We start from the raw sequence: 20,907 nt of genomic DNA on the forward strand, positions 1-20,907 counted from the left end.
CCACGGCCCGGCGGCACCGGCCGCCCGCCACGCCCGTCCGCGTGCCTACGGCCTTGCCTTGCTCAGCAGTCGGCCGGCCAGGAAATCGATGGCATCGCCCAGGCGCTCGCCTTCCAGCGCGCGATGCGGTCCCGGGTACGCGACCAGCCGCTTGTCCCGCGAGCCCAGGGCGTCGAACAGCCGCGCCGTACCTTCCCGATCGAAGAACTCGTCGTCCCATTGCTGGGTGAACCAGATCGGACATTCGATCCGCGCGGCGAACCCGGCAAGATGGTCGCTGGCCGCGTAATTGGCGCTCCACAGACCGATGGCCGCCGCTTGCACGCGGCGATCCGACGCCAGGTAGGGAATGCCGTAGGCCGTACCCATCGAAACGCCGATATAGCCGACCGGCAAGCCCTCCCACCCGCGCGTTGCCGTCAGATGGTCGAGCGCGGCAGTCATTTCCCGCGCCATGCTCGTCCTGCCCAGCCCAGTCCGCCAAGCCGCGCGGAAATACCGCCGGGCGGCCTCCGGATCCCGGCTTCCGTCGGGGCTGCGTTCCCCGTGCACCGGGCCGTCTATAGCCAGCACGGCCATCCCCCGAGGCACGAGCCGGTCGACGATGGCAAGGACCGCGTCGGCTTCCTTGTGGCCGCTGCCCCCGTGGCAGGCTTGGACGATGGCACTGGGCCGTTTTTCGGGCGTCCATAACGCAGCCGAAATCGAGGCGCCATCGTGAGCGAAACCATAGCGTTCGAGCATGATCGCCTGCCGATCCGGGTCAGTTGATGAACCCGTTGGTGGCCTTGACCACGACGGCCCACCGCTGGACTTCCTCGCCGATTTTCATCCCGAACTGATCCGGCGAACTCTCCGCCACCGCGATCCCCAGTTTCTTGAACTGGGCCTGGATCCGGTCACTGCGCAACGCCGCTCGCAGGGCCTGGGAAAGTCGCTGCACGATAGCGGGATCGGTGTCTTTCGTCGTCACCAGCCCAAGAAATCCGGGGGCGATGAATTCCGGCACGGTCTCGGCCGCGGCCGGAATTTCGGGAAAATATGGCGACCGCTCACCGGAACTGGTCAGCGCCACCACCCTCACCCTACCGTCGGCCACGTACGGAAGCACCGTCTCCGCCGCCACCATCATGGCGTCGATCCTGCCAGCCACGAGGTCCGTCAGCGCCGGGGCGTTCCCCTTGTACGATATGGTCGCGAAATCGGTGCGGCTGGTCATCGCGAAGTATGCGGCGGTAGGCCCGGCACCGGCCACGGCGAAATTGACCTTGCCCGGATGCCGCCGCATGTAGGCAACCATTTCCGCGAGATCCTTGGCGGGGAAATCGGGACGCACGACCAGGAAATTCGCGCTTCGACCGACTTCGCCCACCGGGGCGAAATCCTTCTCGAGGTCATAGTCGATCTGGCGATAGGCTGTCTTGTTCAAGGCCAGCAGATGCGACACCATCAGCAGCGTGTAGCCGTCCCGCGGCGCCCGGGCAGCCGCCGACGCGCCGATGTTGCCGCCCGCCCCGGGTCGATTCTCCACCGCGATGGGCTGCCCCAGTTCGTCCGACATGCGCTCGGCAACCGCCCGCGCCACCACGTCAGTCAGTCCTCCGGGCGCGAACGGCACCACCAGGCGCAGCGGCCTCTCCGGCCAGCCGTCCGCCAGCGCGAGCGACGCGCTGCAACACCACAAGCCAGCCGCCACCAGGATCTTCCATCCAGCAAGGTTCCGCATCGGACTCTCCAGCAAACTGCGATCCGCCGCCCGGATCAAGCGACCGTAGAGAAATCGGGAGACCGGTAGGTCACGCTGTCCACGGATTGCCGGTTCCAGCCTCCGACCAGCGCCAGCATGTGGAACTGGCGGGCATTCCCGTTCGTGAATCCTCGCATCAGCCCGATCGGCATCGATACGATCTCGTGCGGCGCCAGCCTTATCCGGCTCTCGGCCTCGTCACCCCAAAACAAATCCAGGTCACCATCCAGCGGAACGAAGATCTCCTCGGTCGCGTGGGCATGCAGCGAGGCGCCCTTGCCTGCCTCCATCTCGATGATGCTCATCGAGAACGGAAACTCGAAGGCCAGCGCGGGCAAATGATGCGCCCCGACGCTGATGCCGCGGTTGACCAGCTTGAAAACACGTTTCTCCAGACCGGGCGTATTGCTGGTGGCGAAGGCATCGTCGTAGCCTTTCACCTCGCCCCAGCGTGCGATGCGCCGGCCTTCGAACGGACCATCCACCGTCGGCGTGCGTCCAGTGTCGCGATAGGCCTGGGGATCGGCAGCAAGCAGCAACAGTCGGGCCGGAGCCGTACCTGAGTTGCGCACCTGCGTGGGTTTGCCGGAAGCCAGCGCCACGCAGTCCCAGCGTTTCGCACTCACCGTGCCGCCATCTTGCTGGACGGCGGCTTCGCCCTGCAAACAGAAAAGAGCCTGGTCCGCATCGCTCGGCGCGATGTCCAGGCCTTCGCCTGGTCCGACCTGGCACAGGCTAAGCCGAAAACTGTGCCGTCCGGCGATGACTGCGTCCCCGGGCCCGGCGAAATCGAATATCGGAATCACCTGGGATACGTGATCTGCCGGCGGCTTCGCTATCCGGCTGGTCGCGAGTTCGAATGCGGACGGGCTGGCCACTGGAATCTCCTTTCAGGACTGACCGGGCACCCCAGCCTGAGGCAGGCAGGACAAAAGGCATTCTAGCCAGCCAGCCCATGTCTAACTATGATCCATGATGAATAACCGTTATTCGGTGCTGCGGACAAGGAATTTCATGGACAACCCTGCTCTCGAGAACGTCGACGTGCGCCTGCTGCGCATCCTCCTTGTTCTTCTTTCCGAAAGAAGCGTGTCGCGCTCGGCCCAGAAACTCGACATGAGCCAACCCGCCATGAGCCATGTCCTGAACCGGCTACGCCGCCTGTTCGCCGATCCGCTCCTGACGCGCAGCCGCAACGGCATGATCCATACCCAACGCGCCAAGGAAATCGAGCCCATGGTGCGAGACTTGCTCGACAGATTCGATCGACTGATGGCCCACGAAGAGAAATTCGACCCCGCCACCTCCCGGCGCCGATTCGTCGTGACGTCGGCTCCCTATACCGAGCACGTCCTGCTGCCCGGACTGGTCCGCCGGGTACGCGAACATGCGCCGGGAGTCAGGATGGAGCTCAAGCCGCCCCATTACGGCCATGCGCACGAACAGCTCGAAAGCGGAGAAGTCGACCTGCGGCTGGCCTGGGGGCAGGGGCCGCCTCCCTTATCCTTACGATCAGTCCTGCTCTTCCATGACAGGATCGTCTGCGTGTCGGACAAGCGGCGCAACGGCAAGGGAGGCCCCTTGAGCATCGCGGAATATCTGGCCGCATCCCACATCCGCGCCCAAGGCGCGGAGCGCACCACCACGGGCAAGGCGGTCGACAGCGCCGTTGCCCAATATGGAACGACGCTTTCGATCGCGCTTCTGGTGCAGGACTATCTATCCGTTCCCCGCATGGTGGAAGGCACCGATTTCGTAGTGACCATTCCCCAGCGCCTTGCGCGGGATGTCGTCGCTCACGCCTCGCACCTGGAAATCACCGAACCGCCGCTGCGCCTGCCAAGGGTCAGGATGATGGGCTACTGGCACGAACGTAGCCACACCGACCCCGCACATCGATGGTTCAGGAGTTTGGCCATTGCGGCCAGCCGGGATCTTGGCCCCGCGTAGGCACCCCGGCCCGCATGGCCGCCTGGCCCTGCAACGCCACGCCTATCTGCCGCAGGCGGTCCACCACCTCGTCGCGCTGGCGGGCAATGGCATCTTCGGGGCCGCCCAGGCCGATGGCCAGGTCCATCTGGCCCGGCACGGGCGGAAGCGCCATGGCGATGACGTTGCGCCCCGCCACCACCCGCCCCCGGCTTTCGGCCCAGCCTCGTTCGCGGCAGGCCTCGATGTCCGCCAGCAACTCGGGCACCGCGACCTTGCAGGCGGGATCGGTTTCCTGCGCGTTCGCGCGCCGGGCGATCAGCGAGATCTCGGTGTTGCGCAGTCCAGCCAGCAGTATCTTGCCGACCGCCGCCCGGCACACCGGCCGCAGGATGCCGGTGGCGTATGGCGGCAAGCCAGTGGTTTCGGCACACAGAGTCACGATGTAGCGCACATGGATGCCCTGCCGCATGCCGAGCAGCACCGAATGCCCGAACTCGCGCCGCAACCCTTCCAGCAATGAAATAAGGCTGCCATTGCCGAAGATCTCGTCGTGCACCCACGACCCGAGCAGCATCACGCGCAAGGTCGGGTAGTAGGTACGGGTGGGCGGGTCGTAGCGCAGATAGCCTTGCGCCAGCAGGCTCTTGAGCAGCAGCGAGGTACTGGATTGCGGATAGCCCAGGCACTGCGACAGTTCCTTGACCGTCGTGGCCGCATGGGTTTGGGCGAAGAACTCGAAGATCTCCAGTACCCGCCGCGCCGACTTGATCGTCCCTTCCATATCTCCACGCCTCGTACCGTCCAGCGCGGCGGCCGGGTCCCGCTATTTGCCGGCCGGCGCGGCCGGCTTGATCCAGGGCCGCGCATTGCCTTCGTAAACCGAGGGCCCCAGCCGGAAATGCTGGGCCTCATGGAAAGTGTAGACCACCGGCACGTCCGGACTGTATAGGCGGCCCGCCGCCGGCAACGGACCATTGCGCGCCACCTGCGAATGCAGCGGCCGGCCAAGGATCTCGGACAAGCGCACCGAGGCCTCGACCAGGCGGTCCAGATCCACGCCCAGGTCCATGCCGAGCGTCTGCAGCAACTGGACGAAGTCCTCGGTAGGGATCATGCCGGTAGCCTGGCCGTTGCCGCAGTACGGGCACCCGCCTATGCCGCCCAGTGCCGTATCGGCCACCAGCGTATCGCTGGCCTCCAGCAACTTGAGCGCTTCGTACATGGACAGCATCGCCATGCCCCGGGCGTTGTGCAGGTGAAGATGGAAAACGTCGATGGACGGAAAGCGCCGCTTGATCGCCTCCAGGTCGCAGGCCACTTCCAGCGGGGTGTTCCATGCCATGGGATCGGCCAGGTCCACGCGCTTGACCTCGATACCAGCGCCGTTCCAGGCATCGACCTGGCGCTGCAGCGCATCCAGGCGCGCGGCTTGCGTGAACTTGCCGCTCCAGTTCGAGCCCCAGCCGGCGCTCAAGCCCACCGCGGCCTGCGTCGCGCCGGCCGCGCGGCCCTTCTCGACCGGTGTTCGCCATATCCGCTCCTGCCCTTCCATGGTCTGGTTGGTATTGCGCTGCAGGAACGTCTCGCACATGTGCAGATGGGTGGCCGGCAGCGGTTCCAGGCTCAGCGGCGGGGCATGCCGCTTGCGGTCCTCGCGCCCGCGTTCGTTCAGCGCCAGCGCGAAGAACTCCACGCCCGGCACCGGCCGCAGCCGCTCGACCAGGCGCAGCGTGTCGCCCATCTGGGGACTCCACTTGGGATTGACGAAAGCCCCCACGACGAGACGCCGTATGCCGGCATCCACCAGCATCCGCAATATCTCCAGCTTCTCGTCCACGGTCACGCCTTCGCGTTCGATCTGCAATCCGTCGCGCAAAGTCTCGTCGGTGATCAATACCTTGGGCCATGCGGTCTTCATCTTCCTGCTCCTATCGGTTGCGCCATACCGGCTTGCGTTTCTCCAGGCGCGCGCGTATGCCCTCCTTGCGATCCTCGCTCAGGTAGGGATTGGCGCCTGGATCCTGGCGCAGCGCCGCCGCCACCGGCAGTTCCAGTCCGCGCAAGGCCACCGCCTTGACGCGCCGGACGGAAATGGGGGCGTTGTCGGCGATCCTGCGCGCCAGCTCCAGCGCCACCGGCAACACCTCGTTCGCGCCCACCACGCGGTTGAGCAATCCGATCCGATGGGCTTCGGCCGCATCGATGTACTCGCCGGTGAACAGCATCTCCAGCGCGATGCCCGGCGCCACCCGCCGCGGCAACAGCACCGAGCCGAAATTCGCCCCCATGCCTATCTTGGTCTCGGGCAGGCCGAAGCGTGCCTCGGCATGGGAGACGCGCAGATCGCAGGCCAGCGCCAGTTCGAAGCCGCCGGCGACCGCGCTGGCGTTGAGCGCCGCGATGGTGGGTTTCTTCGCCTCCAGCACCACTTCGAACACATTGCGCTCCAGGCGGTTCATGGGTGAGCGAAAGCGCGCGCCGGCCTCGTCGTTGCCGCGCATCTCCTTGAGATCGCCGCCGGCGCAGAACGCCGCGTCACCCGTGCCGGTCAGCACGATGACGCGCACGTCGTCGTCTTCCTCGGCATCCAGTATCGCTTCGACAATCGCCACCATCAGCGAGCGCGACAAGGCGTTACGGCGCTCGGGACGGTTCAATCTCAGCAGCCGTACGTGATTGTCGGTCGATACCACCAGTTCCGCCTCGAGGGCGCGGGCCTCGTCCATGATCATTCCTCCGACTTGATGCCGTAGACCAGGCGGTCGCGCAGCGCGGCATCGATTTCATCCTGGCCGAAGCCGCACTCGCCCAGCACGGCCACGGTATCTTCGCCCAACCGAGGCGCGGGCCGCGCCTGTGCCCGATTGCCTCCTGAAAAGGCATTGGGCAGACCGATCTGCCGGATTTTCCCTTCGCTGGGGTGATCCACGCGCTGGACGAAACCCGCATCCTCCAGATGCGGATCATCGAGCAGGCTTTCCAGCGTGTTGTAGCGCATGGCCGGCACGTCGGCACGCTCGAGAATCTCCAGCCACTCGGCCGACGTCCTGCCTTTCAGGGCACTGGCACGCAGGGCGTAATAGTCCAGGCTGTTGGCGGTGCGCGCCGCCACGCTGCGAAAGCGCGGGTCCGTTTTCAACTCCGGCTGTCCGATGGCATCGAAGAACGCGAAAGCCTGGGCATCGGTGTTCGGGGAAATGGCGATGTAGCCGTCCTTGGTCGGCACCGGACGATTGTCGGCGTTGAGAATACGCGCATCGCCAACCGGCCCGATGGGCGGATCGAAGGTCAGGTTGCCCATGTGCTCGCGCATGACGAAGGCCGCCATGGTCTCGAACATAGGCACTTCGATGGACTCGCCCACGCCCGTCCGGGTGCGCCGGTAAAGCGCGAACCCGATGGCCTGCGCGGCGATCTGGCCGGTGATGTGATCGGTCATGACGAAAGGCACGAAGCGGGGTTCCCCGCTCGACGCCTCGAATGCGCCGGCCACGCCGGAGACGCTCTGGATGACCGTGTCGTAGGCGGGGCGGCCCGCATAACGGCCCTTGCGGCCGAAGGCCAGCACCAGGCAGTGGATGAGCCTGGGGTTGACCGCGCGCAGCGACTCCCAGTCCAGCCCCAGCTTGTCCAGCGCGCTCGTTCTCATGTTGGTGACGAAGACATCCGCGCTTTCCAGCAGGCGCCGCAATACCGCCCGGCCGCCGTCCGTCTTCAGGTCGATGCAGACCGAACGCTTGTTGCGGTTGAAGTTCATGAACTTGCCGGTCATGCCGCGGTGGCGCGCGCCGCCGCCGAGCTGGCGCATCAGGTCGCCATCCGGCGCCTCGATCTTGATGACCTCCGCGCCGTGATCGGCCAGCGCCAGCGTGCAGGCCGGCCCCACCACGACTGTCGACAGGTCGACCACCCGCACGCCGGCGAGCGGCCCCTGTTCCGCGGCTCTTGTTGCTTCCATGATTCCCCTATTCCTGCTTGATGCCGATCTGGCGTACCAGTTCGCCCGATTTCCGGATGTCGTCCTGGAGAAAACGGCTGAATTCGGCCGGCGTATTGCCCACCACGTCGGATCCATCGGAGGTCAGCCGTGCGCGCACGTCGGGATTCTTGAGCACCTGGGCGATGCCGCGGCTGATTTTCTCGACGATGGCGGGCGAAGTCCTGGCCGGGGCAACCACCCCGAACCAATTGAAGAACTCGTAGTCCTTGACGCCCAGCTCCAGCATGGTGGGTACCTCGGGCAGCATGAGTGTGCGCCGCGTGCTGGTCACGGCGAGCGGACGCAGCTTGCCGGCCTGCATCAGTTCCTTGGCGGTGACCTGGGCCACGAAGGCGAAATCGACGTCGCCCGCCGCCACCGCCGCCGCGGCGGGCGCCGCGCCGCGATAGGGCACGTGCACGGCCGGCATGCCGGTCGACAGGCGCAACATCTCGGCGGTCAGGTGTCCCCCGCTACCCACGCCGGCGGAACCGTAGTTCAGCGAACGCTTGCGGGAAAGCTTGACCACGTCGTCCAGGCTCGCCAGGGAAGAGGAGGCACCCACCACCAGGGTCAGCGGCGAGGTCACCACCATGGAGACGCCGGCCACATCCTTCCCGGCATCATAGGGCAGATCCTTGTAAAGGCTGGGAGCCAGCGTATACGACGTATAGACGAACTGCAGCGTGTAGCCATCGGCGGCTGAATTGAGCATGGCGCTGGTGGCCACGATGCCGCTGGCCCCGGTGCGGTTCTCGACCACCACGTTCTGGCCAAGCACCTTGCCCAAGGGCTCGGCAATGATGCGCGCATAGGTGTCGGTCGACCCCCCAGGCGGCGAGCCGACCAGCAGGCGCAGCGGCCGCGACGGGAAATCCGCCGCCGTATCGGCCGCCGTCGCCGCGCTTCCAAGGGTGATCGAGAGTCCCGCCAGCATGGCGCCCAGCATTCGTATCGGCATCGGTGTCTCCTTTCGCCTGGTTTCGTCGCGGCCATGCACCGCCGCTGCGTGGAGCGGATCATAAGAACCCGCTGGGCGGGAGGACAACGAAAAACCACCCCGCCGGCCTCGAAATCACATATGTGATTTCGTCCGATGCCTGGCATCAAACCCGTCCGCGGCGGCGGCTCGCGATCTACAGTCCCGATCTCGACAGCCCGACCGCCCGATCATGACCAACCACCCCGTCCCTTCCGGCGCCGATGTCCTGTGCGACACCCTGCTCGACCACGGCATCGACACCTGCTTCGCCAATCCCGGCACATCCGAAATGCATTTCGTCGCCGCGCTCGACCGCAAGCCGGCCATGCGTTGCGTGCTGGGCCTGTTCGAGGGCGTCGTCACCGGCGCCGCCGACGGATACGCCCGCATGGCCGACAAGCCGGCGGCCACCTTGCTCCACCTGGGGCCGGGGCTGGCGAACGGCCTGGCCAACCTGCACAACGCGCGGCGGGCCGGCTCCCCTGTCGTCAACATCGTCGGCGACCACGCACGCCACCATCTGCCCTACGACGCGCCGCTCACGTCGGACATCGAGACGCTGGCGCGCCCCATGTCGGCCTGGGTCCGCACCATCTCCGACCCCGCCCGGGTCCACTCCGATACCGCCACGGCCATCGCGGCCGCACGCCATGCGCCGGGGCGCATCGCGACACTGATCCTGCCCGCCGACATCGCCTGGTCCGATGCCGCCGCCAGCCAAACCGTGGCCGCATCCCCCGACACGCCGTGCCTGCCCGCGCCCGAGACCATGCGGGAGGCGGTCGAGCGGTTGCGCAACGGCAAGCGCACTCTGCTGATGCTGGGAGGCCGGGCGCTGCGCGCCGCGCCGCTCGCCACCGCCAGCCGCATTGCCCAGGGCTGCGGCGCCCGCCTGCTCGCACCGCAGTCCAACGGCCGCGTCGAACGCGGCGCCGGCCGGGTAACGCTGGACAGAGTGCCGTTCGGCGTCGATTCGGCGCTTCGGATCTTGGCCGACGCCGAGCAGATCATCCTGATCGGCGCACGCTCCCCGGTGGCCTTCTTCGCCTATCCAGGCAAGCCCAGCAGTCTGCTTCCCGCCGGCTGCGAAGTCATCGGACTGGCGACCGACGAACAGGACCCCGTGGCAACGCTCGACTGGCTGGCCGATGAACTGGGCTTGGGCGTCGCGCCGCATCCCCTGCTGGAAGCGCCGGGCGCCGGCCCCATGCCATCGGGTGGCCTGACGCCCGCCGCCCTCATCACCGCCCTGGGGCGCCTGCTGCCTGAACACGCGATCCTGTGCGACGAATCCGTGTCGTCGGGGCGCGACCTGTTCGAACAGACCCGCGGCGCCGCGCCCCACGACTACCTCCAGATCACCGGCGGCGCCATCGGTTCCGGGCTGCCCATGGCAACCGGCGCGGCCATCGCGTGCCCCGACCGCCGCGTCGTCTGCCTGCAGGCCGACGGCAGCGGCATGTACACGTTGCAGGCTCTGTGGACCCAGGCGCGCGAGCGCCTGGATGTCGTCACCATCATCCTGTCCAACCGCCGCTACGCCATTCTTCATGCCGAACTCAGGCACGTCGGCGCCGGCACGGCGGGCGAAAACGCCCGCCGCATGCTGGACCTGGACGACCCCGCGCTGGACTGGGTCGACCTGGCCCGCGGCATGGGGGTGGAAGGCGTGGCGGTGCAAACGGTCGAATCGTTCGCGGCCGCGCTGCGATCGGCCCTGACATGCCGCGGCCCATTCCTGATCGAAGCCCGACTGGAGACCTGACCGCCGCGCTTCATTCCCCCGCTCGACTATCCACCGGAGACACCATGCCCTCTACCCACCGATCTTTCATGCCGCGACATGCCGCCGGACTGCTCGCCGCCTTCCTGCTGCCCATCGCGGCCTTCGCCCAGGACTCCTATCCGGCCAAGCCGGTACAGATCATCGTCTCGTGGGCGGCCGGCGGCAGCATCGACACCATGGCGCGAGGCTTCGCCCGCGCCATGAGCCAGGAGCTTGGCCAACCCGTCGTGGTCGAGAACCGCGACGGCGCGTCAGGCATGAGAGGCACGGCCGCCACCGTATCCGCCCCGCCGGACGGCTATGTACTGAACTTCGGCCCGATCACGCCCATCACCAATGCCCTGCACCTGATGAGCAAGCCGGCCTACGGCGTGGATTCGCTCGAATACGTCTGCCAGGTCTTCGAGAACCGCTTCGCGATCGCGGTCCCGCAGAACTCGCCCTACAAGACGCTGCAGGATCTGTACGCCGCCATCCAGGCCTCGCCTGGCAAGCTGAGCTACGGCCATCTGGGCGTGGGTAGCATCACGCACCTGTCCCTGGAGACCGCGATCCAGGGCCGCGGCTTCTCCGTCACCGGCGTTCCCTACCGCGGCGAAACCCCCATGTTCCTCGACCTGCAGACCGCGAGGCTGGACTTCGGGGTCGTCACCGTAGGCAGCACGCTGGCGACCTCCCGTCCGGTGCGCATGCTGGCCATCATCAGCGACCGCCGCCATCCCGAGATACCCGACGTACCCACACTGAAGGAACTGGGACTGCCATCGCTGCAGCCGGCGCTGGTCGGACTGATGGCTCCCAGGGCCACGCCTGCCCCCGTGCTGGCGAAACTCGAACGCGCGTGCAAGAACGCGGTGAAAACCGACGTCATGCAGGCCGCGGTCAAGATGCTGCGCGACGAGATCGTCTACAAGGACCGCAAGGCCTTCACGGCCAGCGTGATGCGCGATTACGAGGAAAAAGGCGCGCTGGTCAAACGGCTCGCCGTCCCTGCGCAGAACTGACGACACAAGGGAAACGGCCCCGCCGCCTCGCCCCAACCACGACAGGAGACAAGCATGACCGACGCTTCCACCCTGCACGAGCGCTACGTGCAAGGCCCTTTCGATCTGACCGACTGCGTGGACCTGCACGTGCATTCGGCGCCCTGCCTGTTTCCCCGCCTGGGAGACGACCTCGACATGGCACGGCGGGCGCGCGATGCCGGCATGCGCGCCATTGCGCTCAAGAGTCATCACGAAAACACGGTTTCTCGCGCCTATCATGCGCAGACGGCGGTGCCCGGCCTGCAGGTCATCGGCGGAGTCACGCTCAACCAATGCGTGGGCGGCGTCAACCCCGCGGCCGTCGAAGCCGCCTTCATGCTGGGCGGCCGCATCGTCTGGGGGCCGACCGGGCACGCCTGCTACCACGGCACCATTACCGGCGAATTCGGCAAATGGGGCGTACCCGGCATGGTGCTTCCCGGCAGCGAACGCGGTGGTGTCACCGTGCTCGATGCCGACGGCCGGCTCACGCCGGAAATCCTAGAGATCCTGGACCTGGTCAAGCAGTACGACGCGCTGTTCTGCACTGCCCACCTCAGCCCCGAGGAAATCTCGCTCATCGTCGACCGTTGCGCGCAGATCGGCGCGCGCGTGCTGGTCAACCATATCTACTACTTTCCCCGCGTCGACATCGATTACGCCGAGGACATCACCCGCCGTGGCGCCTGCATCGAACTGTGCTCGACCTTGCTCATACCCTCGCGGCACCGCAAGGAGCTGCGCTACGACTACGAGCTGATGGCCGAGACCATCAAGCGCGTGGGCGCCGCGCGCTGCGTCATGTCGACCGACGGCGGCGGCATGATCTCGGGCCTGTTTCCGGACGAACAGTTCCGCATGTTTGGCCAGCGCCTGCAGGGCTATGACGTGCCCTTGGCCGACATCTACCGCATGATGCGCGACAACCCCACCGAACTCGCGGCACTCGGGCAGGACCGGTCACCGCTCGGTCCGCCGGTGCGCCCGGAAGCGGCATGAACTCGCCCGCGCCGCCCCATGGGGAGAACGCCGCCCCGCGCACTCCCGTCACCGTGCTGACGGGATTCCTCGGATCGGGCAAGACCACGCTGCTCAATCGCATCCTGACCGAGCGTCATGGCCAGCGCATCGCGGTCATCGAGAACGAGTTCGGGCCGGAGAGCATAGACACCGACCTGCTCGTGCGGGAAGCCAGCGAAGAAATCGTCGAGATGAGCAACGGCTGCCTGTGCTGCTCGGTGCGCGGCGACCTCGCGCGCGTGCTGGAAAACCTCGCCGTGCGCCGCGCGCGGGACGAACTGCGCTTCGACCGGGTAGTCATCGAGACCACGGGCATGGCCGACCCCGGGCCCGTGGCGCAGACCATCTTTCTCGAACCCGGCGTGGCCGCCGCCTACCGCCTGGACGCCATACTGACCGTGATCGACGCCTGCCACGGCCTTCCCACGCTCGCCGCCCATCCCGAAGCGCGCGCGCAGGTCGGCTATGCCGACCGCCTCCTGGTCTCCAAGACGGACCTGGTCCAGGCTGCCGACCTGCCGGAACTGGCCGATGCGCTGGCGCGCATCAATCCGCGCGCGCCCATCTTATGGATGCGGCAAGGCCGGGCCAATCTCGACGAACTGCTGGACGTGGGCGCGTTCGATGCGGCCTCGGTATTGCGCGAGCACACCGCCGAGCGGGACGCGCATGGCAAGAACCCTGGCCATGATCCCGGCGATTGCCACCATCATGGGCACGAGGCCGCGCACGTGCGCAACGGCGAACACACACCCGACGTCGCCTCCTTCGCCTTCACCACCGATCGTCCTTTCGACGCGGACCGCCTGGAACAGCTGCTGTCCGCCCTCGCGGAGGGGCTGGGCGTCGACCTCTACCGTTGCAAGGGCGTGCTGTGGGTGGAAGGCGAAGCGCGCCAGGTCGTCGTGCAGGCGGTCCAGCTGACGATCGCCGTCGATCGGGGCGCGCCGTGGGGCACGATGCCCCGGCGCAGCAGGCTGGTCTTCATCGGCCGAGACCTACCGGCCGACGCGATACGCGACAGCCTGGCGCGTTGCCTGGTGGAAAGCGCCGATCAGCTCGTCCCGGGCTGACGGCGCATGGCCTCGGCGCCAAAGAATTCGCGCCTCCCCCCGGATTATGATCGGAAGATCCATGCACGGCCGCCCACGGCCCGCTCCAGGGAGACACCCCATGCTGCTTCAGGACAAGACCGCCATCGTCTACGGCGCCGCCGGCCACATCGGCAGCCAGGTCGCCCGCACCTTCGCCCGGGAAGGCGCGCGGCTATTTCTTGCCGGCCGCACGCCCGACGGGCTGCGGGCACTGGCACGCGAACTCGGCGCGGACTGGGCGACGCTGGACGTGCTGGACGAGGCCGCGGTCGATCGCCACGCCTCCGAGGTCGCGGCGAAGGCCGGCCGCATCGACATCAGCCTGAACGCCGCCAGCATCCGTGGCGACCTGCAGGGCACGCCGCTACTGGACATGCCCCTGGCCGATTTCATGGCCCCGGTGGAAACGGGCGTGCGCGCCCATTTCCTGACGATGCGCGGCGCGGCCCGGCACATGGTCCGGCAGGGACGCGGCGTCATCCTGGCGCTGTCGGCGACGTCGGCCGGCCTGTCGGGCCGGGACCGGGTCTATCACAAGACGGGCGGATTCGCCGTTGCCTGCACGGCCATCGAAGCCATGGTCCGGACCTTCGCCGGTGAACTGGGACGGCACGGCGTGCGCGTCGTCTGTCTGCGGTCGGACGCGCTGCCCGAGACCTGGCCACCCGAAGCCCAGGTCGAATATCGCGAGACCCGGGACTACATGGACGCCGGAACGGCGCTGGGACGCCTGCCGCGGATCGCCGAGGTGGCGGATGCGGCGGCCTTCGCGGCATCCGACCGCGCGGGCGCGATGACAGGCGCCATCGTCAACCTGACCTGCGGGTCCATCATGGATGCGGACTGACGCCGCCGTCAGTTCCCCTCGGCCGCCGCGATGTCCCGTCCGCCGCACACGAACAGGTTCTGCCCGGTGACGTAGGACGTCTCGTCCCGCAGGAAGAACATGGCGGCGTTGGCCACGTCCTCGGGCCGCGCCACCCGCCCCATGGGAATCGAGGCCTCCAGCGCCTGGGCCTGTGGCGAGCCGGCGGGATGATAGACCCGCAGCATGGGCGTATCCACCGGCCCCGGGCTGACGACATTGACGTTGATGCCGTGCGGCGCCAGCTCGACCGCCAGAGCCCGGGCCATGCCCAGGATGCCGGACTTCACCGCACCGTAGAGCGAACTGCGCGCGCGTCCCAGGCTGACCCGGCTGCCCAGCAGCACGATGTGGCCGTGCCGCCGTGCCTTCATGACCGGGACCACGAGGCCGATGCATTGCATGGCCGCGCGCAGGTGCAGATGCACGATGCGGTCGAAACCCTGGGCGTCGAAGTCCTCGACCGGCGCCATGTGCGGGATTCCCGCGCAATGCACGAAGCCCGTCACGCGGTGCTGGCCCAGGACGGCCTCGAATGCCTCGCGCGTGGCCCGGGCGTCCGTCAGGTCGACGATCCGGTCGATGGCGCCCAGCGGCGCCGCGGACGGCCGGTCGGACAGGTTGACCACCCTGCCGCCCTCGGCCAGCACGCGCCGGGCCAGGGCCGCGCCTATCCCGCCGCTGGCCCCGGTGATCACCGTCACGCCGTCACCGGCTGGCGCGGCCACCTTGCCCCTCCTGGCCGGGGCCGGGCAGGCCGAACACCCGCACCGCGTTCTCGCCCAGCGTCTTGCGGAAACTCGTGTCCGACAGCGGCAGCTGCATGTACGCATCCAGGCAGGCATCGATCTCCCGCACCGGATACCCCGATCCGTACATCATCTGGTCCTGCAGGAAGCCGTTGGCCGCCTGGACCAGCAGGTCTCCCCCCGGCATGAAGAGATAGGCATCGGCCGACACGTACACGTTCTCGTGGCGATAGGCCACGCCCAGCAGTTCCGCGAAGAAGGGCCAGCAGGCGTGTCCGGCGACGATGGACAGGTTGGGAAAATCCCGCGCCACGCCCTGGATGTAGCGCGGATGGGTGTCCTCGATCTCGGGTCCGGCGAACGGCCCCGACATCAGCACCACCGGTACCTTGCGGTCGTCGCACAGCTCGTACAGCGGATACAGGCGCCGGTCGTCCCAGTGCGTGGCGAGCGCGCTGCGCGTGGGCGCGATGTGGATGCCGCGCAGGCCCAGTTCGTCGATGGCCCGCCGGGTTTCCTCCAGGGGGTCGCCGAAATCCCCGCCGACGTCGATGCCCGCGACGCCCGACAGCCGGTCGGGATGGGCATGGACCACCTCGGCGATATGGTCGTTGGACACGTCGCTGCGCGGCGATCCGCCCGCGGCCGGCACCACCCGGTGCACGCACAGCATCCGGTCCACGCCGGCGCGGTCAGCTTCCTGGAAGAACAGCTCCACCGAGGCGTTCAGATAGGACGGCGGGATCGTCTTCATGCCCAGATGGCCACCGAAGAACTTCAGGTGATCCGGCGTGAAATAGGTCAGGATCTCCTTGGTAGGCGGCCGGGCCCGCAGGTCCACGACATGGTATCCGTCTCGCATTTTTTTCTACACTCCTCAAATGTCGGTTCGCGCTAATCGGCCGTGATCGACGCCGATTGAATCAAGTTGCCCCATTTGCCCGTTTCGCTGGAGATGAACGCGGTCAGCGCGTCCCCGGTTACCGACCGGGGCTCCACCGCCAGTTGCTGCATCCGCTCGCGCATGCTGTCGGACTCCATGATCTTCCTGAGCGTCGTGCGCAGCCTGTCCAATACGTCGGCGGGCGTGTTCGCCGGCGCCATGATGACGTTCCACGAGCTGGCGGAATACTCGGGAAACCCCACCTCGGCCAGCGTCGGCACGTCCGGCAGCAGCGGCGAGCGCTTGTCGCCGACCAGCGCGAGGATCTTCAGCAGGCCCGACTTGTGCATCGTCATCGCGGTGGGCAGCACGTCCACGCAGAACTCCGCCTCGCCCGCCGCGATCGCCGCCAGCGCGGGGCCCGCCCCCTTGTAGGGCACGTGCACCGTGTCCAGCTTGTACGTGCGCACGAACAGCTCCGAGGCCAGGTGGCTGGGCGACCCCACGCCCGACGACGCATAGTTCACCTTGCCCGGATGCTTGCGTAGGTAGTCGATCAGCGCGGGCGCGGAGTCCGGCTCGAACTTGGGAGAACGCAGCAGCACCATCTGGGTGCTGGAGATCTGGATGATGGGCACGAAGTCGCGCTGCACGTCGTAGGGAAGCTTCTTGTACAGCGAGGGATTGATGGCCAGCGCGGCGCTGGTCAGCAACAGGGTGTAGCCATCCGGCCTGGCGCGCGCGGCCTGCTCGGTCCCCACGACGCTGCCGGCGCCGCCCTTGTTCTCCACCACCACGGCCTGCCCCAGCTCGGCCGTCAGCCGCGGCGCGATGATGCGGGCAAGCACGTCGTTCAACCCGCCCACCGCGAACGGCACCACCATCTTGATGGGACGATCGGGATAGCCGGCGGCGCTTGCCGTGCCGGCTCCCAACAGCGCGACGAGAATCGCCGCGCAAAGACTCGACTGCCGGTTCATGCTGCCTCCTTGCGAACGGGTGACACGGGCGTACCCGGGAACTGAGGCGGATTATAGGAATGGGGCCGAGGCCGGCCATTACTGTTTCGTCGCCGCATTTACGCGGGTGTCCGATTAATTGCGGGCGGCCTCCAAGCGCGGCGTGCCGGGCAAAAAAATGCGATCAATACGTAAATGGGAAGACAGCGGGATAAGAAGGAAGAGCGGGGCCGCTCCTACACTCGCCGGTGCCCTTTTCAACCTTCAGGAGTCCCCATGCATCGTCGTCCGCCACATGCCCTGAAACAGGCCGCCATGCTCGTCCTGGCCATCGGAGCCCATACGGCCGTGCTTGCCGCCGAAACCTTTCCCACGCGCCCCATCACGCTGGTCGTTCCCTATGCGCCGGGCGGCGCCGGCGACATACTCGGACGCTCGGTCGCCAAGGAACTGGCGGGCATCGCGGGCAAGCCCGTGGTTGTCGAGAACAAGCCCGGCGCGGGCGGCAACATCGGCGCCGAGCTGGTCGCGCGGGCCCAGGACAAGGATGGGCACACGCTGCTGCTCGGCGCCACGAGCCTGGCCAGCAATCCCAGCCTGATGCGCAGCATGCCCGTCGACCCGCTCAAGGATCTGGTCGCCATCGGCGGCGTGGCTTCGCTGCAGAACGTCATCGCCGTCAACCCGTCCTCGCGGCTGCGCAGCGTGGCCGATCTCGTCGCCGAGGCCAGGAAGCATCCCGGCAAGCTGACGTTCGGCACCGCGGGCATCGGCACGTCCAGCCATCTGTCGGTCGAGCTGTTCAAGGGCGAGGTCGGCGTGGACCTGCTGCACGTGCCGTACAAGAGCGGCGGTCCGGCGATGGCCGACGTGATGGCGGGCAACCTGGACCTGGTGTTCGAACTGATGCCCGCCGTGGTCGGACACGTGCGCAGCGGCAAGCTGCGCGGCATCGCCGTCACCGGCGCCGCGCGCTCGGAAGCGCTGCCCGATCTGCCCACGGTGGCCGAATCGGGCTACCCCAAGTATTCCTTCGTCTCGTGGTTCGGCATCTTCGGCCCCGCCGGCATGGATGCCGCACGCGTGGCCCAGCTTAACGAGATGCTGGGCAAGGCCCTGGCTTCCAGCGAATTCAAGGGCCGGCTGGAACAACTGGGCGCGGAAGGGATGCCGGGCTCTCCCACCCAGTTCGGCAAATTCTTCCAGGGCGAAGTCGCCAAGTGGAAGCGTGTCGTGGCCGACCAGGGCCTGCCCCTGATGAACTGATGGGCCGGCGTGCCGCCCGGGCCGGGCGGCACGCCTGGCGGCTACTGCCAGGCCATGCCCGTGAACTTGAGTTGCGACAGTTCCTCGATGGCATAGCGCACCCCTTCCCGCCCGGTGCCGCTCAGCTTCATGCCGCCGAAGGGATACATGTCCAGCCGGAAGCGGCTGGCCTCGTTCACCCACAGCGCCCCCACCTCGAAGGACTCGGCGAACCGGAACGCGTGGCCCAGGCTGCGGGTGAACACCGCCCCCTGGAGGCCGAACGGGGAATCGTTGGCCAGCGCCAGCGCATCGTCGGCGTCGTCGGCCCGGATCAGCACGGCCACCGGCCCGAAGACTTCCTCGTACCACAGCCGCGCGGCGGGCGTCAGCGCCTCGACGATGACCGGGGACAGGATCAGGCCCTCGCGCCGGGGCGCCAGCCGGTAGCGCGCGCCGTGCGCGATCGCGTCCTCGCACAAGCCCATGATGCGGTCGGCCGAAGCCTGGGACACCAGCGGGCCGATGTCGGTCCGCTCGTCGTCCGCGGGCCCGACGCGCATCCGCTCGGCGGCGGCGGCGAACCGCGCCGCGAATGCGTCGTAGACGCCCGCCTCGACGATGACGCGCTGCGCCGAGATGCATTGCTGCCCGCTGGCCTCGAACGCGGCCGCGGCGATCTTGGCGGCGGCCGACTCCAGGTCCGCGTCGGCCAGCACGACGTTGGCGGCGCTCGACCCGAGTTCCGACACGAAGCGGCGCACGCCGGTCGCCCTGGCCAGCGCTTCCCCGGCCTGCACCCCGCCCGTGAACGACACCACGCCGACGTCGGGATGGCCCGCCAGGGCCAGCGCCGCCGCCTTGTCTCCGGCCAGCACGTTCATCATGCCCGGCGGCAGGCCGGCCTCGACCGCCGCGGCGGCCAGGTGCAGGGCCGTGCGCAGCGACGCCGGCGCGGGCTTGGCCACGCACGCGTTGCCGGCCGCGAGCGCGGGGGCCAGCTTTTGCACGAGCAGGTTCACCGGAGCGTTGAACGGCGTGATCGCACCCACGACCCCATAGGGAAAGCGGCGGGTGTAGCCGATGCGCCCCACGCCGGCCGACACGGCATCCAGGGGCAGGACCTCGCCGCCCAGATGCGACAGCTCCGACATGCAGGCCTCGACGAACTGCAGGCCGCGCGCCACCTCGCCCCGGGCCACGCGTATCGGCTTGCCGACGTCCTCGCTGATAAGACGCGCCAGGGCCGCGGCCTCGCGGGACAAGGCATCGCGCAGACATTGCAGGTGCCGCAGGCGCACGGTCACCGGCGACGGCCGCTGCGCCAGGAACGCGCGCCGCGCGCTGGCGACCGCCCGCGCCACGACATCCTCGTCCGCCTCGGCGATGGCCAGCATGCCGCCGCTGCCGGCCTGGCGCCACGACATGCGCGCCGCCCCCGGCGCCACCAGAACCCCGTCGATGAACGAGGACTGCACCTCTCCAGCCAGCGCGTTCTTCATCGCCCGCCTCCCGACTCGGCGCGCAGGTGCCGGATGTTCATGTTGGCCAGGAACCCGATCAGCGGATGCAGTCCCATCTCGGCGAATTTCAGTTGATCCATGGCCAGCAGCGCCCCGCGATGGCCCTCGCTCAGCTCGAAGCGGGCGGCGTAGGCCTGGGGATCCGCCACGAAGGCATGCTGGTTGGCCCGGTCGTAGGCCAGGCCGTGCAGGGCGCGCGTCAGCTCCGCCAATTCGGGCGCGATGCGCGGATAGTGCGGGCGAGGCGCTGGTTGGGGGGGAGAGAAGAACCCCACCGACGCATAGTTGTGGTGCCAGCTCGGGTCCATCTGCACCACGTCGGGCACGCGCTCGCCCAGCGCCCCCGCCGCCAGCGCCCAGCAGCGCAATTCGATGTTGCCGGTATCGTCCAGCTTCGATTCGCCGTACCCGATCAGCGACTTCAGGTTGCCGGTCCGCAGCGTATCCAGCACCCGGTTGTCGAAGTCCAGGTCGGGCTGGCTGTAGCGGTCCGTGCCGGGAAAATGCGACATGCCGCCGCTGGCCACGACCACCGTGCGCAGCCCCAGGCGGCGCACCGCGTTGGCCAGCGCCACGCCGAAGGCATAGCATCGCTCGGTGGTCGGCTGCGGCGGCAAGTAGGCGTTGACGTAGACCGGCAGCACGGGCGCCGAAACGCCCAGATGCGTCAGCGGGATGCCCAGCGCGTAGTCGATCTCGGCGCTGCTGGTGAAGGCGGGATCGAAGCCCGACCGGTACAGGTCCTCGACGATCGCGAAGGAAATGTCGCTGGGCACCTGGTAGCGAAACCCCCGGCCGGCGAACTCGCCCCTGGCCACGCCGCCGACGTGCAGCGTGAACGGCGGCGCGCACTGGTGGAAGAACTGCTGGGCATGGTCGTTGGCGATCATGATCCACAGATCGGGCTCGAGCGCCTGCAGGCGCTCCCCGATCGACGCGGCCACGTCGCGGACGCGCTGGACCGTGTCCTTGTCCTCGGTATCGGGCATCGTGAAGAACTGCGGGGCATGCGGCAGCATGGCGCCGCCGACGATCAGATCCTGGGCCATTCCGTCTCTCCTTTTCTTGGCAATGTGTCCTGGGTGCCAAGGAGTGTAGGAACGCGGGCCCGGGCGGCC

Annotated in this window: 20 protein-coding genes; 7 read left to right on the forward strand and 13 right to left on the reverse strand. The window is 67.8% G+C overall.

Annotation, left to right across the window (positions count from 1 at the left end; all coding sequences use genetic code 11):
* Positions 1 to 45: 45 nt before the first annotated feature.
* Genes WKR98_RS02750 through WKR98_RS02760 form a run of 3 tightly spaced genes read right to left on the reverse strand, consistent with a single transcriptional unit; the run spans position 46 to position 2,625 of the window.
* A complete protein-coding gene (locus WKR98_RS02750; RefSeq protein WP_341431976.1) occupies positions 46 to 744 on the reverse strand; it encodes an alpha/beta hydrolase in 699 nt (232 codons plus the stop codon).
* Between the two features lie 19 nt (positions 745 to 763).
* A complete protein-coding gene (locus WKR98_RS02755) occupies positions 764 to 1,726 on the reverse strand; it encodes a Bug family tripartite tricarboxylate transporter substrate binding protein (RefSeq protein WP_124691769.1) in 963 nt (320 codons plus the stop codon).
* A gap of 35 nt (positions 1,727 to 1,761) precedes the next feature.
* Positions 1,762 to 2,625 (reverse strand): hypothetical protein, encoded by an 864-nt coding sequence (locus WKR98_RS02760; protein WP_341431977.1) that lies wholly within the window; start codon positions 2,623 to 2,625, stop codon positions 1,762 to 1,764.
* Positions 2,626 to 2,719: 94 nt separating this feature from the next.
* Here WKR98_RS02760 and WKR98_RS02765 point away from each other — a divergent pair, with 94 nt between their 5' ends.
* Positions 2,720 to 3,697, forward strand: coding sequence for a LysR family transcriptional regulator (locus tag WKR98_RS02765; RefSeq protein WP_341431978.1), 978 nt, complete (start codon positions 2,720 to 2,722; stop codon positions 3,695 to 3,697).
* Here the strand turns inward: WKR98_RS02765 and WKR98_RS02770 are convergent.
* Genes WKR98_RS02770 through WKR98_RS02790 form a run of 5 tightly spaced genes read right to left on the reverse strand, consistent with a single transcriptional unit; the run spans position 3,651 to position 8,619 of the window.
* Positions 3,651 to 4,460, reverse strand: coding sequence for an IclR family transcriptional regulator (locus WKR98_RS02770; RefSeq protein WP_341431979.1), 810 nt, complete (start codon positions 4,458 to 4,460; stop codon positions 3,651 to 3,653). The two genes, WKR98_RS02765 and WKR98_RS02770, sit on opposite strands and share 47 nt — an antisense overlap.
* 42 nt (positions 4,461 to 4,502) lie before the next feature.
* Positions 4,503 to 5,597 carry a hypothetical protein gene (locus tag WKR98_RS02775; RefSeq protein ID WP_341431980.1) on the reverse strand — a complete coding sequence of 365 codons (1,095 nt, stop codon included), beginning with the start codon at positions 5,595 to 5,597 and terminating at the stop codon, positions 4,503 to 4,505.
* Between the two features lie 10 nt (positions 5,598 to 5,607).
* On the reverse strand, positions 5,608 to 6,405 hold the full coding sequence (locus tag WKR98_RS02780) for an enoyl-CoA hydratase/isomerase family protein (RefSeq protein WP_341431981.1): 798 nt from the start codon (positions 6,403 to 6,405) through the stop codon (positions 5,608 to 5,610).
* 2 nt (positions 6,406 to 6,407) lie between these two features.
* A complete protein-coding gene (locus WKR98_RS02785; protein ID WP_124691775.1) occupies positions 6,408 to 7,637 on the reverse strand; it encodes a CaiB/BaiF CoA transferase family protein in 1,230 nt (409 codons plus the stop codon).
* A gap of 7 nt (positions 7,638 to 7,644) precedes the next feature.
* Positions 7,645 to 8,619, reverse strand: coding sequence for a tripartite tricarboxylate transporter substrate binding protein (locus tag WKR98_RS02790; protein WP_124691776.1), 975 nt, complete (start codon positions 8,617 to 8,619; stop codon positions 7,645 to 7,647).
* Positions 8,620 to 8,830: 211 nt separating this feature from the next.
* On the opposite strand from WKR98_RS02790, the gene WKR98_RS02795 reads away from it, so the two are divergent.
* From WKR98_RS02795 to WKR98_RS02815, 5 genes are all read left to right on the forward strand, one after another.
* On the forward strand, positions 8,831 to 10,405 hold the full coding sequence (locus WKR98_RS02795; protein ID WP_341431982.1) for an acetolactate synthase large subunit: 1,575 nt from the start codon (positions 8,831 to 8,833) through the stop codon (positions 10,403 to 10,405).
* A gap of 68 nt (positions 10,406 to 10,473) precedes the next feature.
* Positions 10,474 to 11,430: a tripartite tricarboxylate transporter substrate binding protein gene (locus WKR98_RS02800; protein WP_341431983.1), complete on the forward strand. Its 957-nt coding sequence runs from the start codon at positions 10,474 to 10,476 to the stop codon at positions 11,428 to 11,430.
* A gap of 54 nt (positions 11,431 to 11,484) precedes the next feature.
* Positions 11,485 to 12,450 (forward strand): DUF6282 family protein, encoded by a 966-nt coding sequence (locus WKR98_RS02805; protein WP_341431984.1) that lies wholly within the window; start codon positions 11,485 to 11,487, stop codon positions 12,448 to 12,450.
* Complete coding sequence (locus WKR98_RS02810; protein WP_341431985.1) at positions 12,447 to 13,544, forward strand: CobW family GTP-binding protein; 1,098 nt, start codon at positions 12,447 to 12,449, stop codon at positions 13,542 to 13,544. The genes WKR98_RS02805 and WKR98_RS02810 overlap by 4 nt, the downstream gene beginning before the upstream one ends.
* Positions 13,545 to 13,644: 100 nt before the next feature.
* Positions 13,645 to 14,412: an SDR family oxidoreductase gene (locus WKR98_RS02815; protein ID WP_341431986.1), complete on the forward strand. Its 768-nt coding sequence runs from the start codon at positions 13,645 to 13,647 to the stop codon at positions 14,410 to 14,412.
* Positions 14,413 to 14,420: 8 nt separating this feature from the next.
* Here the strand turns inward: WKR98_RS02815 and WKR98_RS02820 are convergent, their stop codons facing one another.
* Genes WKR98_RS02820 through WKR98_RS02830 form a run of 3 tightly spaced genes read right to left on the reverse strand, consistent with a single transcriptional unit; the run spans position 14,421 to position 17,042 of the window.
* Entirely contained in the window at positions 14,421 to 15,158 is a 738-nt protein-coding gene (locus WKR98_RS02820; RefSeq protein WP_161567989.1) for an SDR family NAD(P)-dependent oxidoreductase, read from the reverse strand.
* Positions 15,139 to 16,041, reverse strand: a complete 903-nt coding sequence (locus WKR98_RS02825; RefSeq protein WP_124691783.1) for an amidohydrolase family protein — start codon at positions 16,039 to 16,041, stop codon at positions 15,139 to 15,141. The genes WKR98_RS02820 and WKR98_RS02825 overlap by 20 nt, the downstream gene beginning before the upstream one ends.
* Before the next feature lie 32 nt (positions 16,042 to 16,073).
* A complete protein-coding gene (locus WKR98_RS02830; protein WP_341431987.1) occupies positions 16,074 to 17,042 on the reverse strand; it encodes a Bug family tripartite tricarboxylate transporter substrate binding protein in 969 nt (322 codons plus the stop codon).
* Positions 17,043 to 17,297: 255 nt separating this feature from the next.
* Here WKR98_RS02830 and WKR98_RS02835 point away from each other — a divergent pair, with 255 nt between their 5' ends.
* Positions 17,298 to 18,287, forward strand: a complete 990-nt coding sequence (locus WKR98_RS02835) for a Bug family tripartite tricarboxylate transporter substrate binding protein (RefSeq protein WP_161567990.1) — start codon at positions 17,298 to 17,300, stop codon at positions 18,285 to 18,287.
* A 41-nt stretch (positions 18,288 to 18,328) separates the two neighbouring features.
* On the opposite strand, the gene WKR98_RS02840 is transcribed toward WKR98_RS02835, so the two are convergent.
* Positions 18,329 to 19,768 carry an aldehyde dehydrogenase family protein gene (locus WKR98_RS02840; protein ID WP_341431988.1) on the reverse strand — a complete coding sequence of 480 codons (1,440 nt, stop codon included), beginning with the start codon at positions 19,766 to 19,768 and terminating at the stop codon, positions 18,329 to 18,331.
* Positions 19,765 to 20,838: a DODA-type extradiol aromatic ring-opening family dioxygenase gene (locus tag WKR98_RS02845; protein ID WP_124691787.1), complete on the reverse strand. Its 1,074-nt coding sequence runs from the start codon at positions 20,836 to 20,838 to the stop codon at positions 19,765 to 19,767. The genes WKR98_RS02840 and WKR98_RS02845 overlap by 4 nt, the downstream gene beginning before the upstream one ends.
* Positions 20,839 to 20,907 lie beyond the last annotated feature (69 nt).

Source organism: Pigmentiphaga sp. YJ18 (assembly GCF_038066655.1).
GTDB lineage: Bacteria > Pseudomonadota > Gammaproteobacteria > Burkholderiales > Burkholderiaceae_B > Pigmentiphaga.

Excerpts from the sequence above, each read along its gene's own strand:
- WKR98_RS02775 (WP_341431980.1), bottom strand. The coding sequence starts at position 5,597 with ATGAAGACCGCATGGCCCAAGGTATTGATCACCGACGAGACTTTGCGC.
- WKR98_RS02790 (WP_124691776.1), bottom strand. The coding sequence starts at position 8,619 with ATGCCGATACGAATGCTGGGCGCCATGCTGGCGGGACTCTCGATCACC.
- WKR98_RS02750 (WP_341431976.1), bottom strand. The coding sequence starts at position 744 with ATGCTCGAACGCTATGGTTTCGCTCACGATGGCGCCTCGATTTCGGCT.
- WKR98_RS02830 (WP_341431987.1), bottom strand. The coding sequence starts at position 17,042 with ATGAACCGGCAGTCGAGTCTTTGCGCGGCGATTCTCGTCGCGCTGTTG.
- WKR98_RS02805 (WP_341431984.1), top strand. The coding sequence starts at position 11,485 with ATGACCGACGCTTCCACCCTGCACGAGCGCTACGTGCAAGGCCCTTTC.
- WKR98_RS02825 (WP_124691783.1), bottom strand. The coding sequence starts at position 16,041 with ATGCGAGACGGATACCATGTCGTGGACCTGCGGGCCCGGCCGCCTACC.
- WKR98_RS02800 (WP_341431983.1), top strand. The coding sequence starts at position 10,474 with ATGCCGCGACATGCCGCCGGACTGCTCGCCGCCTTCCTGCTGCCCATC.
- WKR98_RS02845 (WP_124691787.1), bottom strand. The coding sequence starts at position 20,838 with ATGGCCCAGGATCTGATCGTCGGCGGCGCCATGCTGCCGCATGCCCCG.
- WKR98_RS02785 (WP_124691775.1), bottom strand. The coding sequence starts at position 7,637 with ATGGAAGCAACAAGAGCCGCGGAACAGGGGCCGCTCGCCGGCGTGCGG.
- WKR98_RS02840 (WP_341431988.1), bottom strand. The coding sequence starts at position 19,768 with ATGAAGAACGCGCTGGCTGGAGAGGTGCAGTCCTCGTTCATCGACGGG.
- WKR98_RS02795 (WP_341431982.1), top strand. The coding sequence starts at position 8,831 with ATGACCAACCACCCCGTCCCTTCCGGCGCCGATGTCCTGTGCGACACC.
- WKR98_RS02815 (WP_341431986.1), top strand. The coding sequence starts at position 13,645 with ATGCTGCTTCAGGACAAGACCGCCATCGTCTACGGCGCCGCCGGCCAC.
- WKR98_RS02755 (WP_124691769.1), bottom strand. The coding sequence starts at position 1,726 with ATGCGGAACCTTGCTGGATGGAAGATCCTGGTGGCGGCTGGCTTGTGG.
- WKR98_RS02770 (WP_341431979.1), bottom strand. The coding sequence starts at position 4,460 with ATGGAAGGGACGATCAAGTCGGCGCGGCGGGTACTGGAGATCTTCGAG.
- WKR98_RS02810 (WP_341431985.1), top strand. The coding sequence starts at position 12,447 with ATGAACTCGCCCGCGCCGCCCCATGGGGAGAACGCCGCCCCGCGCACT.
- WKR98_RS02780 (WP_341431981.1), bottom strand. The coding sequence starts at position 6,405 with ATGGACGAGGCCCGCGCCCTCGAGGCGGAACTGGTGGTATCGACCGAC.
- WKR98_RS02835 (WP_161567990.1), top strand. The coding sequence starts at position 17,298 with ATGCATCGTCGTCCGCCACATGCCCTGAAACAGGCCGCCATGCTCGTC.
- WKR98_RS02765 (WP_341431978.1), top strand. The coding sequence starts at position 2,720 with ATGATGAATAACCGTTATTCGGTGCTGCGGACAAGGAATTTCATGGAC.